Raw genomic sequence first — 20,087 nt, forward strand, 5'->3', positions numbered from 1 at the left:
CCCCGGAATGACCGCGTCTAAATCATCTCGGGGCAATCAACCCCATCCCGCGCTGATTCCGCCATCCACCGTGTAAATCACGCCCGACGTATACCCCGCGCGATCCGACGCCAGGAACGCCATGAGGTCGCCGATCTCGCGCGCATGGGCAGGCCTGCCGAGCGGCAGGCTCTTCTGAAATTCCTTGTAGCGGCTCTCGTCGCCGAACTGGTGCTTTGCCCGCGTCTTCAGCAGGGTGACGTGACGGTCGGTGCCGACAGGGCCGGGATTGATGCCGACCACGCGGATGTTGTCGGCGAGGCTCTTGCCCCCGAGCGCGCGGGTGAAGGCCATCAGCGCCGCATTACCGGCGCTGCCGCAAATGTAGTTGGCGTCGAATTTCTCGCCGGCCGCGCCGATGTCGTTGACGATCACGCCGCCGCCCTTCGCCTTCATCTGCGCATAGATCATGCGCGTGAGGTTGATGTAGCCGAACACTTTCAATTCCCAGGCGTGGCGCCAGGTCGCCTCGTCGATCTTGTCGATGGAGCCACCGGGAATATCGCCGGCATTGTTGACGAGGACGTCGATGTCGGCGGCTTCCTTGGCGAGCCGCGTCAAATCCTCGCTCTTGCGCAGATCCACGATGCACGTGGCGGCATCGATCTGGTGCGCCGAGCGCAAGCGCTCGGCCAGAGCCTTGAGCTGATCGCCGTTGCGGGCGGCGAGGAGGAGATGGCAGCCTTCCTCGGCAAAGGCCTCGGCGGCGGCTGCGCCGATGCCCTTGGACGCGCCCGTGATCAGGACGCGCTTGCCACGCAGATGCAGATCCATGGGAGTTACTCGCAGGAGAGGAACGGGAATAAAATCAGTAGGCGGTCGGCCGCGCCATGGTCAACATTGCAGTGCAGCGTTGCACTGCCGCCGCGTTTGGTCCATTGCAGTGCGGTCAAAAAGGCGGCGGCTGCCGGAGCAATCAAGGACGTTCTCGATGAGCAAGAAACAATACCGGATCGCGGTCATTCCCGGCGACGGCATCGGCAAGGAAGTGATGCCCGAAGGTCTGCGCGTCCTGGAGACCGCGGCGAAGAAGCACGGCGTGTCCCTTCATTTCGATCATTTCGACTTCTCGTCCTGGGACTATTACGAGAAGCACGGCCAGATGATGCCGGACGATTGGAAGGATAAGATCGGCAAGCACGATGCCATCTATTTCGGCGCGGTCGGCTGGCCGGCCAAGATTCCGGATCACGTCTCGCTTTGGGGTTCGCTGATCAAGTTCCGCCGCGAGTTCGATCAGTATGTGAATCTGCGCCCGGTACGGCTGATGCCGGGCGTTCCGTCCCCGCTGGCAAACCGCAAGCCCGGCGACATTGATTTCTGGGTGGTGCGCGAGAACACCGAAGGTGAATATTCCTCCGTCGGCGGTCGCATGTTCCCGGACACCGACCGTGAGTTCGTAACGCAGCAGACCGTGATGACCCGCATCGGCGTCGATCGCATCCTGAAGTTCGCGTTCGAGCTCGCGCAGTCGCGGCCGAAGAAGCACCTGACCTCGGCGACCAAGTCGAACGGCATCTCCATCACCATGCCCTATTGGGACGAGCGCGTGGAGGCGATGGCAACAAAGTTTCCGGGCGTGAAGTGGGACAAGTACCACATCGACATCCTGACCGCGAACTTCGTGCTGCATCCGGATTGGTTCGACGTCGTGGTCGGCTCCAATCTGTTCGGCGACATCCTGTCCGACCTCGGCCCGGCCTGCACCGGGACCATCGGCATCGCGCCGTCGGGCAACATCAATCCCGAGGGCAATTTCCCGTCGGTGTTCGAGCCGGTGCACGGCTCGGCGCCCGACATCGCGGGGCAGGGCATCGCCAATCCGATCGGCGCAATCTGGTCCGGCGCGATGATGCTCGAACATCTCGGCGAGAAGGAAGCCGGCAAGTCGATCGTCGATGCAATCGAGCGCACGCTGGCCGAGCGCACGCTGCGCACCAAGGACCTCGGCGGCAACGCCGACACCACGGCTTGCGGCAAGGCGGTTGCGGACATGGTGGATTAAGGCAGGCCACCAACCACGCGTCGTCCCGGCGAAGGCCGGGACCCAATACCCCAGGGAGGAGTTGCGGTACTCGCGGGTAACCGCGAGTCTTCGCCAAACCACTTCCTGCGGTTATGGGTCCCGGATCTGCGCTGCGCTTGTCCGGGACGACACCGGTTTATAATGGCTCAGCCCGCGATCTTCTCGATCGCCGCCTGATCCAGTCCGAACTTCTTCCCGGCCTCCAAGATCTCCTGCCAGGTGGTCGGATCAACCGGAATACCCTCAGCCAGGCGCTTCTGCTTCGTCTCGCGCTCGGGCTCGCCGGCGATCTTTACCTTGTCGACGCCGGCAGCGGGCGGTGAGCCGGTGTGCCAGGCGACGAAGCTCTCGACTTCGCGCGCGAGATTGTCACCGGTGCCGAGCTTGCCGGGGTCGATGACGATCGAGAGCATGCCGTTGAGGACGTTGTACTTGCCATCGGAGGGGCCCTTGACCACCTGTCCGCCGGAGAGCGCGCCGCCGAGGATTTCGCACACCAGCGCGAGCCCCGAACCCTTGTGCTCGCCGAACGGCAGGATGGCGCCGTGCGGTGGGATCACGGTGTAGCGCGGGTTGGTGGTCGGCTTGCCCTCGTTGTCGATGATGGTGCCGGGCTCGAGCTCGACGCCCTTGTTGTGGGCGACGCGGGTCTTGCCCTGCGCGATCCTGCTGGTGGCGAAGTCGAGCACGATCGGGTCCTTGCCCGCGCGCGGGATGCCGACGCAGAACGGGTTGGTGCCGTGGCGCCCATCGCTGCCGCCCCAGGGAGCCACGATCGGACGCGAGATCACATTGACGAAGTGGATCGAGACCAGCCCGTGATCGATGCACTGCTCGGCCCAGTGGCCGATGCGGCCGATGTGGTGTGAGTTCGAAAGGCCGACGAGGCACACGCCGTTGCGCTTGGCGCGCTCGGCTGCCAGCTCCATCGCTTCATGGCCGATCACTTGGCCGTACCCGGTGAGCCCGTCGAGGGTGAGAAGCGGACCGGTGTCGAGCACGATCTTGACGTGCTGGTTCACGGCGAGGCCGCCCGTGGTGACGCTCTGGACATAGCGTGGGATCATGCCGACGCCGTGCGAGTCGTGTCCCTTGAGGTTGGCCTCGACCAGATTAGTGGACACGAGCTCGGCCTCGCGGTCCGTGGAGCCGCCGGCCTTGACGATGGCACTGATGGCTTCGATGAGCGGCTGTGCCTTGATGGTGCGGTAATCGGCCATTGTTAGTGCTCTTATCCCTTCCCAATATTGCGGTGCGTAGGGTGGGTTAGGCGAAGCCGTAACCCACCTCTTCTGTCTTCGCGGACGTCGAGAGTGGTGGGTTACGCTTCGCTAACCCACCCTACGTTTTCACGATCCGGCGGCAGTGCTCCCACGCCGCGCCAATCAGGTTCTCGCTCGCCTCCGGTGTGCGGAAGGCCGAATGCGCCGACAGCGTCACGTTGGGCAGCTTGGTCAGCGGATGATCGCCGGGCAGGGGCTCGATGTTGAACACGTCGAGGCCGGCGTGGCGGATGTGGCCCGACTTCAGCGCATCGATCATGGCGGCCTCGTCGACGACGGCGGCGCGGGCGGTGTTGATGAGGATGACGCCTGGCTTCATCTTCGCGATCATCTCGCGGGTGATCATGCCGCGTGTCTCGTCGTTGAGCAGCAGATGCAGCGATACGACGTCTGCTCTCGCCAAAACCGTGTCGAGATCGGCGAATTCCACGCCCGGATAGCTCTTCGGCGAGCGGTTCCAGGCGATCACCTTCATGCCGCTGCCCGAGGCAATGCGCGCGACCTCCGCGGCAATACCGCCGAAGCCGATCAGGCCGAGCGTCTTGCCGGTGAGCTGCATGCCGTCTTCGCGGAGCCAGTTTCCGCCGCGCATCTCGCGGTCCATCATCGCGATGACGCGGGCCGAAGCCCACATCAGCGCGATCGCGCATTCCGCGACCGCCGTGTCGCCATAGCCCTTGATCAGGTGCACGGAGATGCCGAGCTCGGCGAGCTCCTCCGGATTCATGTAGCTGCGCGCGCCGGTGCCGAGGAACACGACGTGCTTCAACCCTGCGCAGTTCTTTGCGACATCGGTCGGCAGCGCGGTGTGGTCGACGATCGCGATCTCGGCGCCGTCGAGGATTTCAGGATATTGTTCGGGCTTGATGTCGGGATCCCTGTGGATCCGAACCTTGGGATCGCCCGGTTGCTCCAGCCGCTCCATGATCACGGCAAGAGCCTCATTGGCGTCGACGAAAACTCCGCGCATGGTTCTCTCCGGTCAGGATGCGACGCCGGCGATCGCCAGCACCGTGTGCATGAGGACGTTAGTGCCCGCGGCGCAATCGGGCTGCGTGGCGTCTTCCAGCTCGTTATGGCTGATGCCGTCCTTGCAGGGCACGAACACCATTGCGGCCGGCATGATTGTGTTGAGGTTGCAGGCGTCGTGGCCGGCGCCGGAGGTGATGCGGCGAGAGGGGTAGCCGAGCGTCTTCGCCGCGTTCTCGACTGCGGCAATCAATTTGGGATCGAAATGCGTCGGCGGCTTGCGCCAGACCAGGTCGATCTTCACCTCGACCTTGCGGCGTGCGGCGATCTCGGCGATCGCGCTGCGAAGATCGCGATCGAGAGCATCCATGATCGCGCCATCGGCGCTGCGGCAATCCATCGTGAAGGCGATCTCGCCGGGAATGACATTGCGGGAGGGGTTTGCGATCACGGCCTCGCCGATGGTGCCGACGGCCTTCGGCCCGTGCTTCTTCGCAATGGCCTCCATCGCCAGCACGATCTCGGACAGGGTCGCCAGCGCATCGCGCCGCAGCGGCATCGGCGTCGATCCGGCATGGCTTTCAAAGCCGGAAATCCTGCCGTCGTACCAGAGCACGCCCTGTCCGGAATCGACCACGCCGATGGTCTTGCCTTCGGCTTCCAGGATCGGGCCCTGCTCGATGTGCAACTCGACGAAGCAGCCGAGCTTCTGGAACCCGACCGGCTTGTCGCCGCGATAGCCGATGCCGTCGAGCGCCTGGCCGACGGTGGTGCCGTCGGCGTCCTTGCGCGACAGGATGTCGTCGGTGGTGAAGTCGCCGACATAGGCGGCGGAGGCCATCATCGCGGGAGCGAAGCGCGAGCCCTCTTCGTTGGTCCAGTTGACGACGCAGATCGGCGCCTCGGTCTCGATCCCGGCGTCGTTCAGCGTGCGGATCACTTCGAGCGCACCAAGCGTTCCCAGAATGCCGTCATACTTGCCGCCGGTGGGTTGCGTGTCCAAATGCGAGCCGATGCCGACCGGCGGCTTCGACATGTCGCGGCCCTTGCGCAGGCCGAACTGCGAGCCGAGCGCATCGGTGTGCACTTCCAAGCCGGCGTCCTCGCAGGCCTTGCGGAACCAGTCGCGCACCAGCTTGTCCTCCGCGCTCAGGGTCAGCCGCCGCACGCCGCCCTTGGCCGTCGCGCCGAACTGCGCGGTCTCGTGGATGGAGCCCCAGAGGCGGGCGGAATCGATTTGCAAATTGGTGGCGGCTCGGCTCATGCGGTCAGTCCATCTTAGCTGTCATTCCGGGGCTCGCGAAGCGAGAACCCGGAATCTCGAGATTCCGGGTTCGCTCTTCGAGCGCCCCGGAATGACGAAAGAAAATCCGGCGCCTGTTTCAATGACGCGCCGGCGCGGGCGCGTCAACTGCGAGGCTGCTCTGCGCAATCTGACATGCAAGCTCTGCGACCCGCTGCACCGCCACGACGTCGGGCGAGGCGAGCCAGCTCGCGGTGAATGTCAGCGGCGCGATCTTGAGATCGGTGTCGAGCAGTTGCAGCCGCCCGTCTGCAAGCTCGCTCTCGACGATGGCGTCGGGGATCACGGCGATGCCGAGGCCCTCGACCGCCATGTGGATGACGGTCGCAAGCGAGGCGGAGGCGTGCAGCCGGATCGGCGGCAGCTCCGGCCGGTCGAACACTTCGCGCACGACCTCGTAGGGCCGCGTCTTCCGCGGGAAGGTGATGATCGGAAATCGCGCGAGCTCGGCCCGCGTCACCGGTCCATGGCCGAGGCCGAGCGAGGGGCTGGCGAGAAAGCCGATCGGATAGTCGGCAAGGACGCGATTGTGCACCCCGGAGGCCGAGAGCGGACCGACGACGAAAGCAAGCTCGATCTCCTGCGCGAGCAGGCGCGCGGTGAGGTTCGGCGTGATGTCGACCTCGATCTCCAGCGACAGGTTCGGGTAGACTTGGTTCATGCTCTTCACGAGCCGCGGCAGCCAGGTGTGCACGATGGTTTCGGCGACGCCGAGCCGCATCACGCCGCGCATTGCCGAGCGGTCGCCGATCTCGGCGATCATCGCGGCGCGCAGGCCGATCAGCTTCTCCGCATAGACCATCATCTGCCGGCCGCTTGGCGTCGGCGAGGCCACGCGGTGGTCGCGGTTCAACAGCTTCACCCCCAGCTCGCGCTCGAGCTGGGCGATGCGCTGGGAGATCGCCGGCTGGGTCGTATTGAGGCGTGCTGCGGCGCCGCGAAAGCTGCCGAGCTTCACAACCCAGAGGAATGTCTCGATCGATCTGAAGTCCAGCATTGGAAGGATTTTCCTGACCGATAAATGAAATTTATCGATATTGATTAGAAAGGAAGATTAGACTTTATAGCACGCGTGGTGTTGGCTTGTCTTTGTCGAGTTTATAGGCAGGTCGATCTCATGACTGTTTTGGTGGCAGTGCAGCAAACTGAAACGCCCGACACGCTCCCGAGCCGCAAGGCGCGGCTCGCCTATCGCGAGGGGCTGGTCGCCTCCACCGCCGGCGTCGCCCCCGGCTTCGTCCAGGGCAATCTGGCCATCCTGCCGGCGGAACATGCCGGCGCCTTTCACCGCTTCTGCCAGCTCAACCCCAAGCCATGCCCGATCATCGGCATGTCCGACGTCGGCAGTCCGCACATCCCGGCGCTGGGCGCCGATCTCGACATTCGCACCGACGTGCCGCGCTATCGCGTCTGGCGCGACGGCGATGTCGTGGACGAGCCGACCGACGTCACCAAATACTGGCGCGACGATCTCGTGACCTTCGTGCTTGGCTGCTCGTTCTCGTTTGAAGAGGCGCTGCTCGACGAGGGCATGCCGATCCGCCACATCGAGCACAATGTGCGCGTGCCGATGTATCGCACCAACATCGCCTGCGGCGAGTCCGGTCCCTTCGCCGGCCCCATGGTGGTGTCGATGCGTCCGTTCAAGCCGGCGGATGCGATCCGCGCGGTGCAGATCACCTCGCGCTATCCGGCCGTGCACGGCGCGCCCGTGCATCTCGGCCATCCGCATCTGATCGGCATCAAGGACATCGCCAAGCCCGATTACGGCGATCCGGTGCCAGTCGCCGACGACGAGATCCCGGTGTTCTGGGCCTGCGGCGTGACGCCCCAATCGGTCATCAACGCTGCCAGGCTTCCGTTCGCGATCACGCATTCACCGGGCCTGATGCTGGTGACGGATCTGAAGAACAGGACCATGGCCGTGATTTAGTGGGCAGTGTTTGCCGCTTCTTCGAGCTTTACCGCATCCATCAATCGCTTCATTCGATCAGCCGAAATTCAGTAGCAAGAGGACTTTGCCATGACGATCACTCGCCGCGACGTATTGTTGGGAGCCACCGCTACGGCCGCGCTCGTGCCGCTGGCAGCGCGCGCACAGACTTCGGAAGTCGTGATCGGCGTGATCTATCCGTTCTCCGGCGGCAGCGCGCAGCAGGGCGTCGACGCGCAGAAGGCGTATGAGACCGCGCTCGAGGTCATCAACAAGAACACCGATTTCGACCTGCCGCTGGCGAAGGGCGAGGGCCTGCCGGGTCTCGGCGGGGCAAAAGTGCGCCTCGTCTTCGCCGACCACCAAGCCGATCCGCAGAAGGGCCGCGCCGAGGCCGAGCGCCTGATCACGCAAGAGAAGGTCTGCGCCATCATCGGTACCTATCAGAGCGCGGTCGCCGTCACCGTCAGCCAGATCTGCGAGCGCTATCAGATCCCGTTCGTCTCCGCGGACAACTCCTCGCCCAGCCTGCACCGCCGCGGCCTGAAATATTACTTCCGCGCCGCGCCGCACGACGAGATGTACTCGGCCGCGATGTTCGACTTCTTCGATGCATTGAAGAAGAAGGGCACCAAGATCGAGACGCTGTCGCTGTTCCACGAGGACACCATCTTCGGCACCGATTCCGGCAACGCCCAGGCCAAGATCGCCGGCGAGCGCGGCTACAAGATCGTCTCCGACATCAAGTATCGCGCCAACTCGCCCTCGCTCTCGGCCGAGGTGCAGCAGCTCAAGAGCGCGAACGCCGACGTGTTGATGCCCTCGAGCTACACCACTGACGGCATCCTGCTGGTGAAGACCATGGGCGAGCTCGGTTACAAGCCGAACGCGATCGTCGCGCAGGACGCCGGCTTCTCCGAGAAGGCGCTCTACGACGCCGTCGGCGACAAGCTCGAAGGCGTGATCTCGCGCGGCACCTTCTCGCTCGATCTCGCGCAGAAGCGCCCGATGGTCGGCAAGATCAACGATATGTTCAAGACGCGGTCGGGCAAGGATTTCAACGATCTCACCTCGCGTCAGTTCATGGGCCTGATCATCCTCGCCGACGCCATCAGCCGCGCCAAGTCGACCGACGGCGAAAAGATCCGCGACGCGCTGGCCGCCACCGACATCCCGGGCGAGCAGACCATCATGCCCTGGAAGCGCGTCAAGTTCGACGAGATGGGCCAGAACAACGACGCCGACCCGGTGCTGCTGCAATATGTCGGCGGCAAGTTCGTCACCATCTTCCCGCCGCAAGCCGCGATCGCCGAGGCGATCTGGCCGATGAAGTAAGACACGGCGAGCGGGAGCACAGATCGTAGCTCCCGCCCTCATCCTGAGGAGCGGGCGCAGCCCGCGTCTCGAAAGACGAGGGCTGGGCCATCCTTCGAGACGCGCGCGGTGCGCGCTCCTCAGGATGAGGACGTAGTTCGGGGGACAGACTTTTGACAGCCCAAACCATTATCCAAAGTCTCGCGAGCGGCCTCCTGATGGGCCTGCTCTACGGACTCATCGCCGTCGGCCTCGCGCTGATCTTCGGCCTGATGGACGTCACGAACTTCGCCCATGGCGAGTTCCTGATGCTCGCGATGTACCTGTCCTTTTTTCTGTTCGCCTTCTTCGCGATCGATCCCCTGCTATCGGCGCCATTGGTCGCCGCGGCCATGTTCGTTTTCGGAGCGGTGGTCTATCTGCTCGTTGTACGCTTTGCCATGCGGGCCAAGGCCAATGCCGGCATGGTGCAGATCTTCACCACCTTCGGCCTCGCCATCCTCATGCGCGGCCTCGCGCAGTTCTTCTTCACGCCGGACTATCGCAGCATTCCGCAGTCCTGGTTCGGTGGCAAAACCATCTCGATCGCCGGCATCTTCCTGCCGGCGCCGCAACTCATCGGCGCGCTGGTCTCGATCCTGGCCTTCGCCGGGCTCTATTTGTTCATCCACCGCACTGATTTCGGCCGTGCGCTGGAAGCGACCCGGGAAGATCCCGGCGCCGTGGCGCTGGTCGGCATCGACAAGAATCGCGTGTTCGCGCTCGGCTGGGGGCTTGGTGCCGCGCTGGTCGGCCTCGCTGGAGCGATCATGGCAAGCTTCTTCTATATCTATCCCGACGTCGGTGCGTCCTTTGCGCTGATCGCCTACGTCACGGTCGCGCTCGGCGGCTTCGGCAGCGTGTTCGGCGCTTTCGCCGGCGGGATCATCGTCGGCCTGGTCGAGGCCACCACCGCGCTGGTGCTGCCGCCGTCGCTGAAATCGGTCGGCATCTACGCCGTCTACCTGCTGGTCGTCTTCATCCGGCCGCGCGGCCTGTTCGGATCGATGTGATGGACAAGGATTTCGCCGCGCGGCGCCGCCGCGACCTCATCATCGCAGCGGTGCTGACCGCCCTGGCGGCGCTCGCTCCGCTGTTCATCAAGGACGTCTACGTCCAGAACATCCTGATCCTGACCTTGATGTATGCGGCGCTGTCGCAGAGCTGGAACATTCTCTCCGGCTATTGCGGCCAGATCTCGCTGGGACATGCGCTCTATTTCGGCATCGGCGCCTACACCACCGAGCTTCTGTTCACCAAGTTCGGCGTGCTGCCATGGTTCGGCATGCTCGCCGGCGGCGCAGTCGCGGCCGCGATCGCGATGGGGCTCGGCTATCCCTTCTTCCGCCTGCGCGGCCATTATTTCGTGATCGCGACCATCGTCATCGCCGAGATCGGGCTGCTGTTGTTCCAGAACTGGGAATGGGCGGGGGCCGCGATGGGAATCACCATTCCGGTGCGCGGCGACAGTTGGCTGAAGTTCCAGTTCATGCGCAGCAAGCTGCCGTACTTCTATTTCGCACTGGTGCTATGCAGCCTCGCCTGGTTCGTCACCTGGTGGTTAGAGGACTCCAAATGGGGCTTCTGGTGGCGCGCGGTGAAGGACAATCCGGAAGCGGCCGAGAGCCTCGGCGTCGTCGTGTTCAACTCCAAGATGGGCGCGGCTGCCGTCTCCGCTTTCCTCGTTGCCATCGGCGGCGCCTTCTACGCGCAGTTTCTCGCCTATATCGATCCTGAAAGCGTCATGGGCTTCCAGTTCTCGCTGCTGATGGCGTTGCCGGCGGTGCTTGGCGGCATCGGCACCCTCTGGGGGCCCGTGTTAGGGGCGGTCATCCTGATCCCGATGACGGAGCTGACGCGCTCCTATATCGGCGGCTCCGGCCGCGGCGTCGACCTCATCGTCTACGGCACGCTGATCGTGTTGATTTCGCTCGCCCTGCCGCAGGGTCTGGTGAGTCTGTTCTCTCGTGCGAAGCGGAAGGGAGCCACGCGATGATCCCGCTGCTTGAAACCCGCGGCGTCTGGCAGCGGTTCGGCGGCCTCGTCGCCAACAGCGACGTCTCGATCTCGGTCGGCCGCGGCGAGATCGTCGGCCTGATCGGCCCGAATGGTGCCGGCAAGTCGACGTTGTTCAATCTCATCGCCGGCGTGCTGCCGCCGACGCAAGGCTCGATCTGGTTCGACGGCGAGGATGTCACCAGCATGCCGGCAGCCGAGCGCTGCCAGCGCGGCGTTGGCCGCACCTTCCAGGTGGTCAAGAGCTTCGAGACCATGACTGTTATCGACAACGTCATCGTCGGTGCGCTCGTGCGCAACACCGTGATGCGCGAGGCACGCCGCAAGGCGCATGAGGTGCTCGAATTTACCGGCCTTGCCGCGCGCGCCAACGTGCTCGCGAGCGACCTCGTGCCGGCCGAAAAACGCCGCCTCGAAGTCGCGCGCGCGCTTGCGACAGAACCGAAACTGCTGCTGCTCGACGAAGTCCTCACCGGCCTGACGCCGACCGAGGCACAGACCGGTGTGGCGCTGGTGCGCAAGGTGCGTGACGCCGGCATCACCGTGCTGATGGTCGAGCACGTCATGGAGATCGTGATGCCGCTGGTCGACCGGGCCATCGTGCTCGACCTCGGCAAGGTGCTGGTCGAGGGCAAGCCCACTGAAATCGTCCGCGATCCCAAGGTGATCAGCGCATATCTGGGAGATCGTCATGCTGTCGGTGCGTGAAGTCACGACCGCCTATCAGGGCCTGGTCGCGATCTCCGCGGTCAGCATCGAGGTCGCCAAGGGCGAGATCGTCTGCGTCGCCGGCGCCAACGGCGCGGGCAAGTCGACGCTGCTCAAATCCATCGCCGGTGCCGAGCGCCCGCGTTCGGGCACGGTGACGTTCGACGGCAAGCGCCTCGACGGCATGGCGCAGCATCACATCACCGCGACCGGCATCGCCTATGTGCCGGAGAACCGCCGCCTGTTTCCGCGCCTCTCCGTGCGCGACAATCTGCGCCTCGGCAGCTATCTCTATCGCGGCGAGGCCGACCGCGAGAGTCCGCTCGATCTCGTGTTCCAGCTGTTTCCGCGTCTCTCGGAACGGCTCGAACAGCGCGCCGAGACCCTCTCCGGCGGCGAGCAGCAGATGCTCGCGATCGGCCGTGCGCTGATGACGCGCCCGCGGCTGTTGATGCTGGACGAGCCTTCGCAGGGCATCATGCCGAAGCTGGTCGACGAGATATTCCAGGCCGTGAAGCGCATCCGCGATGCCGGCATGACCGTGCTGATCGTCGAGCAGCGCATGGCGGAGTGCCTGGAGATCGCCGACCGCGCCTACATCCTGCAAACCGGCCGCGTGCTGATGCAGGGCGCAGCAAGCGAGATCAAGGGCAATCCGGACGTGCGCAAGGCGTATCTCGGGCTGTAGCATCGCCGCGAGCACAGTCGTCATCCTGAGGTGCGCGCTCTTGCGCGCCTCGAAGGATGAGCAGCAAGCGCCTGTAGCCCATCCTTCGAGGCTCCCGGCGCGATGCTTCGCATCGCGCCGCTCGCACCTCAGGATGACGGCGGTGTGTGGGGTTCGTGCCCGTGCTCCGGCAGCGATACCCCAAACACCTTCACCAGATCCGTCACCTGCTCCGGCGACAAATACCGCGGGTTCATTCCGCGCAGCAGCAGATACAGCTTCGCCGTCTCCTCCAGCTCCTCCGTCGCGAACACCGCCGCTTCCAGCGTGTCGCCCGCGACGACGGGGCCGTGATTGGCGAGCAGCACGGATGAGTACTTCCCCGCCAGCCCCCTGATCGCATCGGCGACCGCGGGATCGCCAGGGCGGTAATAAGGCACGAGCGCGGTGGCGCCGCATTTCATCAGATAATAGGCCGTCATCGGCGGCAGCGCGGCGCGCGGATCGATCTCCGGCAGCATCGACAGCGCGACCGAATGGGTAGAATGCAGATGCACGATCGCCCTTGCGCTTCCGCGCGTGGCGTAGAGCGCATTGTGCAGCGGAACCTCCTTGGTCGGCGCATCGCCCGAAACCAGCCGGCCCTGATCGTCCAGCCGCGACAGTTTTGCGGGATCGAGGAAGCCGAGCGAGGCATTGGTCGGCGTCACCAGCCAGCCGCCGCCGTCCAGCCTGACGCTGATATTGCCGGAGGAGCCGGGCGTCAGCCCACGCTCGAACAGGGACCGTCCGAAGCGGCAGATATCCTCACGCAGCAATGTCTCTTTGCTCATGGCCGTCATGGCCGTTTGTCTCACGCTTTGGCAGCGCGGCCAAGCCGTGTTATTCGGTTGCCAAGCTGCCGCAAAGGGCGGCCCTCCGGGAAACGTCGCAAGGATCAGTTGCATGTCCGCCTCCACGTCACAGAATCAGCGCATCGCCGTCATCGGGCTCGGCTCGATGGGGTTTGGCATGGCGACCTCGCTGAAGCGCGCCGGTCATGTCGTCACCGGCTGCGACGTCTCGGCTGATGCGGTCGCGCGCTTCGTGACGGAGGGCGGCGCGGGCGCCAAGACGCCGGCCGAAGCTGCCAGGGGCGCCGACATCGTCGTCAGCGTCGTCGTCAATGCCGCGCAGACCGAGACCATCCTGTTCGGCAAGGACGGCGTCGCCGAAGCCATGGCCAAGGACAGCGTCTTCCTGTCGTCGGCGACTATGGATCCCGACGTGGCGCGGCGTCTCGCCAGGCAGTTGGAGGCGACGGGCCGGCACTATCTGGATGCGCCGATCTCCGGCGGGGCGCAGCGCGCAGCGCAAGGCGAGCTGACGATCCTCGCCTCCGGCAGCCCGGCTGCGTTTGAGAAAGCGCGGCCCGCGCTCGATGCCATGGCCGCAAAACTCTACGAGCTTGGCGACGCCGCAGGCCAGGGCGCCGCCTTCAAGATGATCAACCAGTTGCTCGCCGGCGTGCATATCGCCGCCGCTAGCGAGGCGATCGCGTTCGCGGCCAAGCAGGGTCTCGACATCCGCAAGGTTTATGAGGTGATCACGGCGTCCGCCGGAAACTCCTGGATGTTCGAGAACCGCATGCCGCACGTGCTCGACGGCGATTACACGCCGCGCAGTGCGGTCGAGATCTTCGTCAAGGATCTCGGCATCATCCAGGACATGGCGCGCAGTGCCAGATTCCCGGTTCCGGTCTCCGCCGCAGCACTCCAGATGTTCTTGATGACATCAGCCGCCGGCATGGGCCGCGACGACGATGCGTCGGTGGCGCGGATGTATGCGCAGGTCACCGGCGTGAAGCTGCCCGGCGACAAGTAGACAAGAGGATTCCCATGCCCCGTTTTGCCGCCAATCTCTCGATGATGTTCACCGAGGTGCCGTTCCTCGACCGCTTCGACGCCGCTGCGGCAGCCGGCTTCACCGCCGTCGAGTTTCTCTTTCCCTATGAGCATCCGGCCGAGGCGGTCGGCGAGCGGCTCAAGCGCAACGGCTTGACGCAGGCGCTGTTCAACCTACCGCCGGGCGACTGGAATGCCGGCGAGAAGGGCTTTGCGGCGCTCCCGTCGCGATTCCCCGAGCTGAAGGCGAGCCTGGAGACCGCGCTGCCCTACGCCAAGGCGACCGGCGTCAAGCGGCTGCATTTGATGGCAGGCATCGCCAATCGCGGCGAGCGCGTCGCCATCGAGGCGTTCTACAAATCGGTGGCGTGGGCCGCCGAGTTCTTTGCGCCGCACGGTATCGACATCGTGCTCGAGCCGATCAACGCGCGCAACGTGCCCGGCTATTTCCTCAACGATTTCGGCTTCGCGCGCGACCTGATTCAGGAGCTGAGGCTTCCGAACCTGAAACTCCAGTTCGACATTTATCACTGCCAGATCATCCATGGTGACGTCACGATGCGGCTGCGCGAGATGATGCCGCTGATCGGCCACATCCAGATCGCCAGCATTCCCTCGCGCAACGAGCCCGACGGCGAGGAGCTGAACTATCCGTTCCTGTTCGACGAGCTCGACCGGCTCGGCTATGCCGGCTTCGTCGGCTGCGAATATAATCCGCGCGGCAAGACCACCGACGGCCTCGCCTGGTTTAGGCCTTATGCGGAAGTGAAGCCGTGACTCTTGCAGCGAAAATATCTCTTGGCTGCATTGCCGACGACTACACCGGCGCCTCCGACCTCGCCAACACGCTGACGCGCGCCGGCCTGCGCACGGTGCAGACCATCGGCATACCCGCCGATGATCTGGCACTGCCCGAGATCGACGCCGTCGTGGTGTCCTTGAAGAGCCGCTCGATCGAGGCCGGCCTTGCCGTGTCGCGCTCGCGCGCGGCCGAGACATGGCTGCGCGGCCGCGGTGCGAGCCACGTGCTATTCAAGATATGCTCGACGTTCGATTCCACCGATGCCGGCAATATCGGCCCGGTGATGGACGCGCTGCGCGCCGATTGCAGCGAGGCGGCCGTGCTGGTGACGCCGGCGTTTCCGGAGACCGGCCGCACCGTCTACCAGGGCAATCTGTTCGTGGGCGCCGTGCCGCTGAACGAGAGCCCGCTGAAGGACCATCCGCTCAACCCGATGCACGATTCCAACCTGGTGCGGGTGCTGGCGCGCCAGAGCAGGACGCAAATCGGCCTCGTCGACCTCGCCACCGTTACCCGCGGCGCGGATGCCGTGCGGGCGCGGCTCGCCGAACTCGCGGGCAAGGGCATTGGCGCGGCGATCATCGATGCCGCGTTCGATCGCGACCTCGAGACCATCGGCCTCGTCGCTGCCCAGCATCGGCTGTCGGTCGGCGCCTCCGGCATGGGTCTTGGGCTGGCGCGGGCGCTGGTGTCGACGGGCAAGGTCAAGCCGGCTGCGGCGAGCAGCGAAGCGAGGGCAGCGGTCGGCGGACCGGCGGCGTGCCTTGCCGGAAGCTGCTCGCAGGCGACGCTCCAGCAGATCGCGAATGCCGAGCGCGTCATGCCGGTACTGCATCTCGATCCGGACCGTATTACTACGGGCAAGGACGAGGCGCAGCGCGCGCTGGCCTGGGCGAAGCCGCGACTGGCGGACGGTCCGGTCCTGATCGCATCGAGCTCGACGCCCGATCAGGTCGCAGCGCTCCAGGCGCGCCATGGTCGGGACGCGGCCGGTCACGCCATCGAGCAGGCGATGGCCGACATCGCCGAGGGTCTGGTGCAAGCCGGCGTCAAGCGCCTGGTCGTTGCCGGCGGGGAAACATCCGGCGCCGTGGTCGACCGGTTGAAGATTCCCGGATTTCTGGTGGGAGTAGAGATCGCAGCCGGCGTCCCGGTGCTGCGTGCAGTCGGTGCTGAAAAAGGCGACATGTTGCTCGCCTTGAAGTCCGGAAATTTCGGCGGCGCGGAGTTTTTCTCCGACGCGCTTGGGCTCATGCGCTGAGCGCAGGGCATTTTTAGCGCCCTGTTCATTTGTTTCGGGCTTCGTACTCGTACGGAGTCGTCGTTAACATCTGCTCAGGTGCTCTGGTGGTAGATGTCGGTGCTGCTCCCTTAGGTTGATTCGTAAAGCTTCCGGACGCGCCGCCGCGCCAGCACAAAGAGACTTCATATGCTCGCCACCATTTCCATCCGCGCCAAGATCATCAGTGTCGTGGCGTTCCTGCTGGTCGCGATGGCCGGCATGGGCCTGCTCGCCGTCATGAAGATGCGGTCGATGAATGCCAACACCGTCGACATCACCACGAACTGGATGCCCAGCGTGCGCGTGCTCGGCGACTTGCGTGCCGGCGTGATCACTTACCGCAACGTCATCCGGGAGCATATGCTGTCGGAAACGCTGGACGAGAAGCTCGCGATGGAAAAGACGCTCGCGACGGTGATCGAGGCCAACACCAAGTTTCGCAAAACTTACGAGGACATGATTACCTCGCCTGAAGAACGGGCACTCTACGGTGAATGGTCGAAGCTCTGGGAGGAGTACAAGAAGGGCACCCAGGAGGTCATGGCGCTGTCGCGCAAGGACGCCAACAAGGTCCCGCACGAAGCGCATGAACTGAACACGAAGACGGTCAACAAGATCGGGCTTCAGGCCGACGAGGTCCTGAGGAAGGACATCGAGCTGAACACCAAGGGTGGAGACCAGGCAGCTCAGGACGCTGCAGATAGCTACAATCATGCCTTCATGCTGGTCGCGATCATTCTCGGCGCCGCCGTCCTCGTCGGCTCCGGCGTTGGCTTCTACCTGGTCCAGGACGTCTCGAACGGCATCAACTCGATTACCGAGCCGATGCAGGCGCTGGGCAAGGGCGAGCTTTCTGCCGAGGTTCCGCATCGCGGTGAGAAGACCGAGATCGGCGCCATGGCCGACGTGCTCCAGATCTTCAAGGAAGCGCTGATCGCCAAGAAGGCCGCCGACGAAGCTGCCGCCGCCGATGCCGAAGCCAAGATCGAGCGCGGCCGCCGCGTCGACAACATCACCCGCGAATTCGAAACCATGATCGGCGAGATCGTGCAGACCGTGTCGTCGGCCTCGACCCAGCTGGAGGCCTCGGCCTCGACGCTGACCTCGACCGCCGACCGCTCGCAGCGGCTGGCGACCACGGTTGCCGGTGCTTCGGAGGAAGCCTCGACCAACGTGCAGTCGGTGGCCTCGGCGACCGAGGAGATGGCTTCGTCGGTGAGCGAGATCAGCCGCCAGGTGCAGGAATCGGCGCGGATGGCGGGCGATGCCGTCGGCCAGGCGCGCTCCACCACCGAGCGCGTCAGCGAACTCTCGAAGGCCGCCTCGCGCATCGGCGACGTCGTCGAGCTCATCAACACCATTGCCGGCCAGACCAATTTGTTGGCGCTGAACGCGACCATCGAAGCCGCACGCGCCGGCGAAGCCGGCCGCGGCTTTGCGGTCGTCGCGTCCGAGGTGAAGGCGCTCGCCGAGCAGACCGCGAAGGCGACCGGCGAGATCGGCCAGCAGATCTCCGGCATCCAGGCGGCGACCAACGACTCGGTCGGCGCCATCAAGGAGATCTCGTCGACCATCGAGCGCCTGTCGGAGATCTCGTCGGCGATCGCGGCGGCCGTGGAAGAGCAGGGCGCGGCAACCCAGGAGATCGCCCGCAATGTCCAGCAGGCGGCGCAGGGCACCCAGCAGGTCTCATCCAACATCACCGACGTGCAGCGCGGCGCAACCGAGACCGGCACGGCCTCCTCGCAGGTGCTGTCGGCGGCACAGATGCTGTCCAACGACTCGGGCCGGCTCAAGACCGAGGTCAGCAAGTTCCTGACCAACGTTCGCGCGGCGTAGCGACGGCCCACGCGCAGCGCGTAAACCTCGGCGTCAACATCCATCGATCAACGAGCGGCGCCGCAAGCGCCGCTCTTTTTTTTCGGCGCCGGTAGCCTGATGTCGCCTGCAGGTAGCATCGTGAGGCGGCGCCCGTAATCATACGGGGCGCGATTTCATCGATAGTTAATTTCGGCTTAGAAGGATATCGCATGGACCGCCGGCATCGCCGCAGCCCAGATTGGAATCAACTGATGTTTCATCCGGTCTTTGGGGCCCCACATGCGCAAGAATCTTCCCGTCACAGAAATCGAATATCCCGTCAGCGATGAGACCCTCATCGTTTCGAAGACGGACCTGAAGGGCAAGCTCACCTACTTCAACGACGACTTCCTAGCGGCCGCGGGCTTCACATCCGCGGAGCTCATGGGCCAGCCGCACAACATCGTCCGCCACCCCGACATGCCGCCGGAGGCGTTCGATAATCTCTGGGACACGCTGAAGGCCGGCAAGCCGTGGCTCGGCGCGGTGAAGAACCGCCGCAAGAACGGCGATTTCTACTGGGTGCTGGCGACGGCATCGCCCATTCGCGCGAACGGCCAGGTCACAGGCTATACCTCGATCCGCACCAAGTTGCCGGCCGACCAGCGCAAGCTGGCCGAAGAGGTCTACGCGGCGATCCGCGAAAAGAAGCCGCATGGTTATCGCGTCGACGCCGGCATCATCCGCCGCCGCTCGCTGCTCGACCATTTTGCGATCTTCACCAGGACGCTGAAGGCGCGCCTGGTCACCACGATGGCGCTGCAGCTGCTGTTCGTGCTCGCGCTTGGCATCGGCGGCGCGCTCTCGACTGGCGGTACGATCAGCCTGAGCCTGGCGCTTCTGGCCGTCGCCGGCGCTGCCGTCCTCGGCTTCGCCGGCCTCACGACCATGCGCGCGATCCAGGGTCCGATGCAGCAGCTCAACGATACCTTGGTCAATCTCGTTCAGGACAAGCTGGACAACCGCATCCTGATCCATCGCGACGACGAGATCGGCGAAGCGCTGCGCAACCTCCAGACTGTGCAGACCATCATCCGCTTCAGCCGCGACGAGGTGCAGGCGGTACAGCGCCGTGCCGAGGGACAGCGCAAGGCCGACATGACAAAGCTTGCCGACGGCTTCGAGGCCGCGGTCGGCGAAATCGTCGAGACCGTGTCCTCGGCGGCGACCGAACTCGAGGCGTCGGCTACGACGCTGACCTCGACCGCCGGTCGGGCGCAGGAATTGGCGACGGTGGTCGCGTCCGCCTCGGAAGAAGCCTCCACCAACGTCCATTCAGTGGCGTCGGCGGCCGAAGAGATGTCCTCCTCGGTGCGTGAGATCAGCCGGCAGGTGCAGGAATCCGCCCGCATCGCCGGGGAGGCCGTCAGCCAGGCGCAATCCACCACCGAGCGGGTCAGCGAATTGTCGCGGGCGGCGTCGCGGATCGGCGACGTCGTCGAGCTCATCAACGCTATCGCCGGGCAGACCAATCTGCTGGCGCTCAATGCGACGATCGAGGCGGCTCGTGCCGGCGAGGCCGGCCGCGGCTTCGCGGTGGTTGCCTCGGAGGTGAAGGCGCTCGCTGAGCAGACGGCCAAGGCCACCGGCGAAATCGGCCAGCAGATCGGCGGCATCCAGACGGCGACGCAGGAATCGGTTGGTGCCATCGGCCAGATCAGCGGCACGATCGCCCGCCTGTCGGAGATCTCCTCGGCGATCGCGGCGGCGGTGGAGCAGCAGGGCGCGGCGACCCAGGAGATTGCCCGCAACGTGCAGCAGGCGGCCCAAGGCACCCAGCAGGTGTCGTCCAATGTCGGCGAGGTTCAGCACGGTGCTTCCGAAACCGGCTCGGCGTCCTCGCAAGTGTTGTCGGCGGCGCAGATGCTGTCGCGCGACTCGAGCCGCCTCAAGCTCGAAGTCGGCAAGTTCCTGGACTCGGTCCGCGCCGCATGAGGCGGCCGCATGGCCGCAGTGCGTGTTC

General features: G+C 64.9%; 18 protein-coding genes. 12 read left to right on the plus strand and 6 right to left on the minus strand.

What is annotated here, in order from left to right:
• Positions 1-36: 36 nt before the first annotated feature.
• Complete coding sequence (locus BRA471DRAFT_RS13275) at positions 37-813, minus strand: SDR family oxidoreductase (RefSeq protein ID WP_007607946.1); 777 nt, start codon at positions 811-813, stop codon at positions 37-39.
• A 157-nt stretch (positions 814-970) separates the two neighbouring features.
• Between BRA471DRAFT_RS13275 and BRA471DRAFT_RS13280 the strand changes: the two genes are divergently transcribed.
• Positions 971-2,044 (plus strand): tartrate dehydrogenase, encoded by a 1,074-nt coding sequence (locus BRA471DRAFT_RS13280; protein ID WP_007607947.1) that lies wholly within the window; start codon positions 971-973, stop codon positions 2,042-2,044.
• Positions 2,045-2,211: 167 nt separating this feature from the next.
• On the opposite strand, the gene BRA471DRAFT_RS13285 is transcribed toward BRA471DRAFT_RS13280, so the two are convergent.
• The 4 genes from BRA471DRAFT_RS13285 to BRA471DRAFT_RS13300 all read right to left on the minus strand — a co-directional run bounded on the left by BRA471DRAFT_RS13285 (position 2,212) and on the right by BRA471DRAFT_RS13300 (position 6,617).
• Complete coding sequence (locus tag BRA471DRAFT_RS13285) at positions 2,212-3,285, minus strand: malate/lactate/ureidoglycolate dehydrogenase (RefSeq protein ID WP_007607948.1); 1,074 nt, start codon at positions 3,283-3,285, stop codon at positions 2,212-2,214.
• 121 nt (positions 3,286-3,406) lie between these two features.
• Complete coding sequence (locus tag BRA471DRAFT_RS13290; protein ID WP_007607950.1) at positions 3,407-4,318, minus strand: NAD(P)-dependent oxidoreductase; 912 nt, start codon at positions 4,316-4,318, stop codon at positions 3,407-3,409.
• A 12-nt stretch (positions 4,319-4,330) separates the two neighbouring features.
• A complete protein-coding gene (locus BRA471DRAFT_RS13295; protein WP_007607953.1) occupies positions 4,331-5,581 on the minus strand; it encodes a Zn-dependent hydrolase in 1,251 nt (416 codons plus the stop codon).
• A gap of 118 nt (positions 5,582-5,699) precedes the next feature.
• Positions 5,700-6,617, minus strand: coding sequence for a LysR family transcriptional regulator (locus tag BRA471DRAFT_RS13300; protein ID WP_007607955.1), 918 nt, complete (start codon positions 6,615-6,617; stop codon positions 5,700-5,702).
• Positions 6,618-6,737: 120 nt separating this feature from the next.
• On the opposite strand from BRA471DRAFT_RS13300, the gene BRA471DRAFT_RS13305 reads away from it, so the two are divergent.
• From BRA471DRAFT_RS13305 to BRA471DRAFT_RS13330, 6 genes are all read left to right on the plus strand, one after another.
• Entirely contained in the window at positions 6,738-7,553 is an 816-nt protein-coding gene (locus BRA471DRAFT_RS13305; protein WP_007607957.1) for a putative hydro-lyase, read from the plus strand.
• A gap of 90 nt (positions 7,554-7,643) precedes the next feature.
• Complete coding sequence (locus BRA471DRAFT_RS13310) at positions 7,644-8,888, plus strand: ABC transporter substrate-binding protein (protein WP_007607959.1); 1,245 nt, start codon at positions 7,644-7,646, stop codon at positions 8,886-8,888.
• 152 nt (positions 8,889-9,040) lie between these two features.
• A complete protein-coding gene (locus tag BRA471DRAFT_RS13315; RefSeq protein WP_007607960.1) occupies positions 9,041-9,919 on the plus strand; it encodes a branched-chain amino acid ABC transporter permease in 879 nt (292 codons plus the stop codon).
• Positions 9,919-10,902 carry a branched-chain amino acid ABC transporter permease gene (locus BRA471DRAFT_RS13320; protein WP_007607961.1) on the plus strand — a complete coding sequence of 328 codons (984 nt, stop codon included), beginning with the start codon at positions 9,919-9,921 and terminating at the stop codon, positions 10,900-10,902. The genes BRA471DRAFT_RS13315 and BRA471DRAFT_RS13320 overlap by 1 nt, the downstream gene beginning before the upstream one ends.
• Entirely contained in the window at positions 10,899-11,630 is a 732-nt protein-coding gene (locus BRA471DRAFT_RS13325; protein WP_007607962.1) for an ABC transporter ATP-binding protein, read from the plus strand. Before BRA471DRAFT_RS13320 ends, BRA471DRAFT_RS13325 begins: the two co-directional genes overlap by 4 nt.
• The gene (locus BRA471DRAFT_RS13330; RefSeq protein ID WP_007607963.1) at positions 11,614-12,318 is read left to right on the plus strand and encodes an ABC transporter ATP-binding protein; all 705 of its coding nucleotides are present in this window, start codon (positions 11,614-11,616) and stop codon (positions 12,316-12,318) included. Before BRA471DRAFT_RS13325 ends, BRA471DRAFT_RS13330 begins: the two co-directional genes overlap by 17 nt.
• A gap of 128 nt (positions 12,319-12,446) precedes the next feature.
• On the opposite strand, the gene BRA471DRAFT_RS13335 is transcribed toward BRA471DRAFT_RS13330, so the two are convergent.
• The gene (locus BRA471DRAFT_RS13335; protein WP_007607964.1) at positions 12,447-13,139 is read right to left on the minus strand and encodes an aldolase; all 693 of its coding nucleotides are present in this window, start codon (positions 13,137-13,139) and stop codon (positions 12,447-12,449) included.
• Positions 13,140-13,242: 103 nt separating this feature from the next.
• Between BRA471DRAFT_RS13335 and ltnD the strand changes: the two genes are divergently transcribed.
• From ltnD to BRA471DRAFT_RS13360, 5 genes are all read left to right on the plus strand, one after another.
• Positions 13,243-14,160, plus strand: coding sequence for an L-threonate dehydrogenase (gene ltnD / locus BRA471DRAFT_RS13340; RefSeq protein WP_007607965.1), 918 nt, complete (start codon positions 13,243-13,245; stop codon positions 14,158-14,160).
• Between the two features lie 14 nt (positions 14,161-14,174).
• A complete protein-coding gene (otnI, locus tag BRA471DRAFT_RS13345) occupies positions 14,175-14,957 on the plus strand; it encodes a 2-oxo-tetronate isomerase (protein WP_007607966.1) in 783 nt (260 codons plus the stop codon).
• On the plus strand, positions 14,954-16,243 hold the full coding sequence (otnK, locus tag BRA471DRAFT_RS13350; protein WP_007607967.1) for a 3-oxo-tetronate kinase: 1,290 nt from the start codon (positions 14,954-14,956) through the stop codon (positions 16,241-16,243). Before otnI ends, otnK begins: the two co-directional genes overlap by 4 nt.
• A 168-nt stretch (positions 16,244-16,411) precedes the next feature.
• Positions 16,412-18,103, plus strand: a complete 1,692-nt coding sequence (locus BRA471DRAFT_RS13355; RefSeq protein ID WP_007607968.1) for a methyl-accepting chemotaxis protein — start codon at positions 16,412-16,414, stop codon at positions 18,101-18,103.
• A 261-nt stretch (positions 18,104-18,364) separates the two neighbouring features.
• Complete coding sequence (locus tag BRA471DRAFT_RS13360; protein ID WP_007607969.1) at positions 18,365-20,059, plus strand: methyl-accepting chemotaxis protein; 1,695 nt, start codon at positions 18,365-18,367, stop codon at positions 20,057-20,059.
• Positions 20,060-20,087 lie beyond the last annotated feature (28 nt).

Source organism: Bradyrhizobium sp. WSM471 (assembly GCF_000244915.1).
Lineage (GTDB): Bacteria > Pseudomonadota > Alphaproteobacteria > Rhizobiales > Xanthobacteraceae > Bradyrhizobium.

Excerpts from the sequence above, each read along its gene's own strand:
- BRA471DRAFT_RS13325 (WP_007607962.1), top strand. The coding sequence starts at position 10,899 with ATGATCCCGCTGCTTGAAACCCGCGGCGTCTGGCAGCGGTTCGGCGGC.
- BRA471DRAFT_RS13335 (WP_007607964.1), bottom strand. The coding sequence starts at position 13,139 with ATGACGGCCATGAGCAAAGAGACATTGCTGCGTGAGGATATCTGCCGC.
- BRA471DRAFT_RS13300 (WP_007607955.1), bottom strand. The coding sequence starts at position 6,617 with ATGCTGGACTTCAGATCGATCGAGACATTCCTCTGGGTTGTGAAGCTC.
- BRA471DRAFT_RS13320 (WP_007607961.1), top strand. The coding sequence starts at position 9,919 with ATGGACAAGGATTTCGCCGCGCGGCGCCGCCGCGACCTCATCATCGCA.
- BRA471DRAFT_RS13355 (WP_007607968.1), top strand. The coding sequence starts at position 16,412 with ATGCTCGCCACCATTTCCATCCGCGCCAAGATCATCAGTGTCGTGGCG.
- BRA471DRAFT_RS13280 (WP_007607947.1), top strand. The coding sequence starts at position 971 with ATGAGCAAGAAACAATACCGGATCGCGGTCATTCCCGGCGACGGCATC.
- BRA471DRAFT_RS13290 (WP_007607950.1), bottom strand. The coding sequence starts at position 4,318 with ATGCGCGGAGTTTTCGTCGACGCCAATGAGGCTCTTGCCGTGATCATG.
- ltnD (WP_007607965.1), top strand. The coding sequence starts at position 13,243 with ATGTCCGCCTCCACGTCACAGAATCAGCGCATCGCCGTCATCGGGCTC.
- BRA471DRAFT_RS13310 (WP_007607959.1), top strand. The coding sequence starts at position 7,644 with ATGACGATCACTCGCCGCGACGTATTGTTGGGAGCCACCGCTACGGCC.
- BRA471DRAFT_RS13360 (WP_007607969.1), top strand. The coding sequence starts at position 18,365 with ATGCGCAAGAATCTTCCCGTCACAGAAATCGAATATCCCGTCAGCGAT.
- BRA471DRAFT_RS13305 (WP_007607957.1), top strand. The coding sequence starts at position 6,738 with ATGACTGTTTTGGTGGCAGTGCAGCAAACTGAAACGCCCGACACGCTC.
- BRA471DRAFT_RS13275 (WP_007607946.1), bottom strand. The coding sequence starts at position 813 with ATGGATCTGCATCTGCGTGGCAAGCGCGTCCTGATCACGGGCGCGTCC.
- BRA471DRAFT_RS13285 (WP_007607948.1), bottom strand. The coding sequence starts at position 3,285 with ATGGCCGATTACCGCACCATCAAGGCACAGCCGCTCATCGAAGCCATC.
- BRA471DRAFT_RS13330 (WP_007607963.1), top strand. The coding sequence starts at position 11,614 with ATGCTGTCGGTGCGTGAAGTCACGACCGCCTATCAGGGCCTGGTCGCG.
- BRA471DRAFT_RS13295 (WP_007607953.1), bottom strand. The coding sequence starts at position 5,581 with ATGAGCCGAGCCGCCACCAATTTGCAAATCGATTCCGCCCGCCTCTGG.
- otnI (WP_007607966.1), top strand. The coding sequence starts at position 14,175 with ATGCCCCGTTTTGCCGCCAATCTCTCGATGATGTTCACCGAGGTGCCG.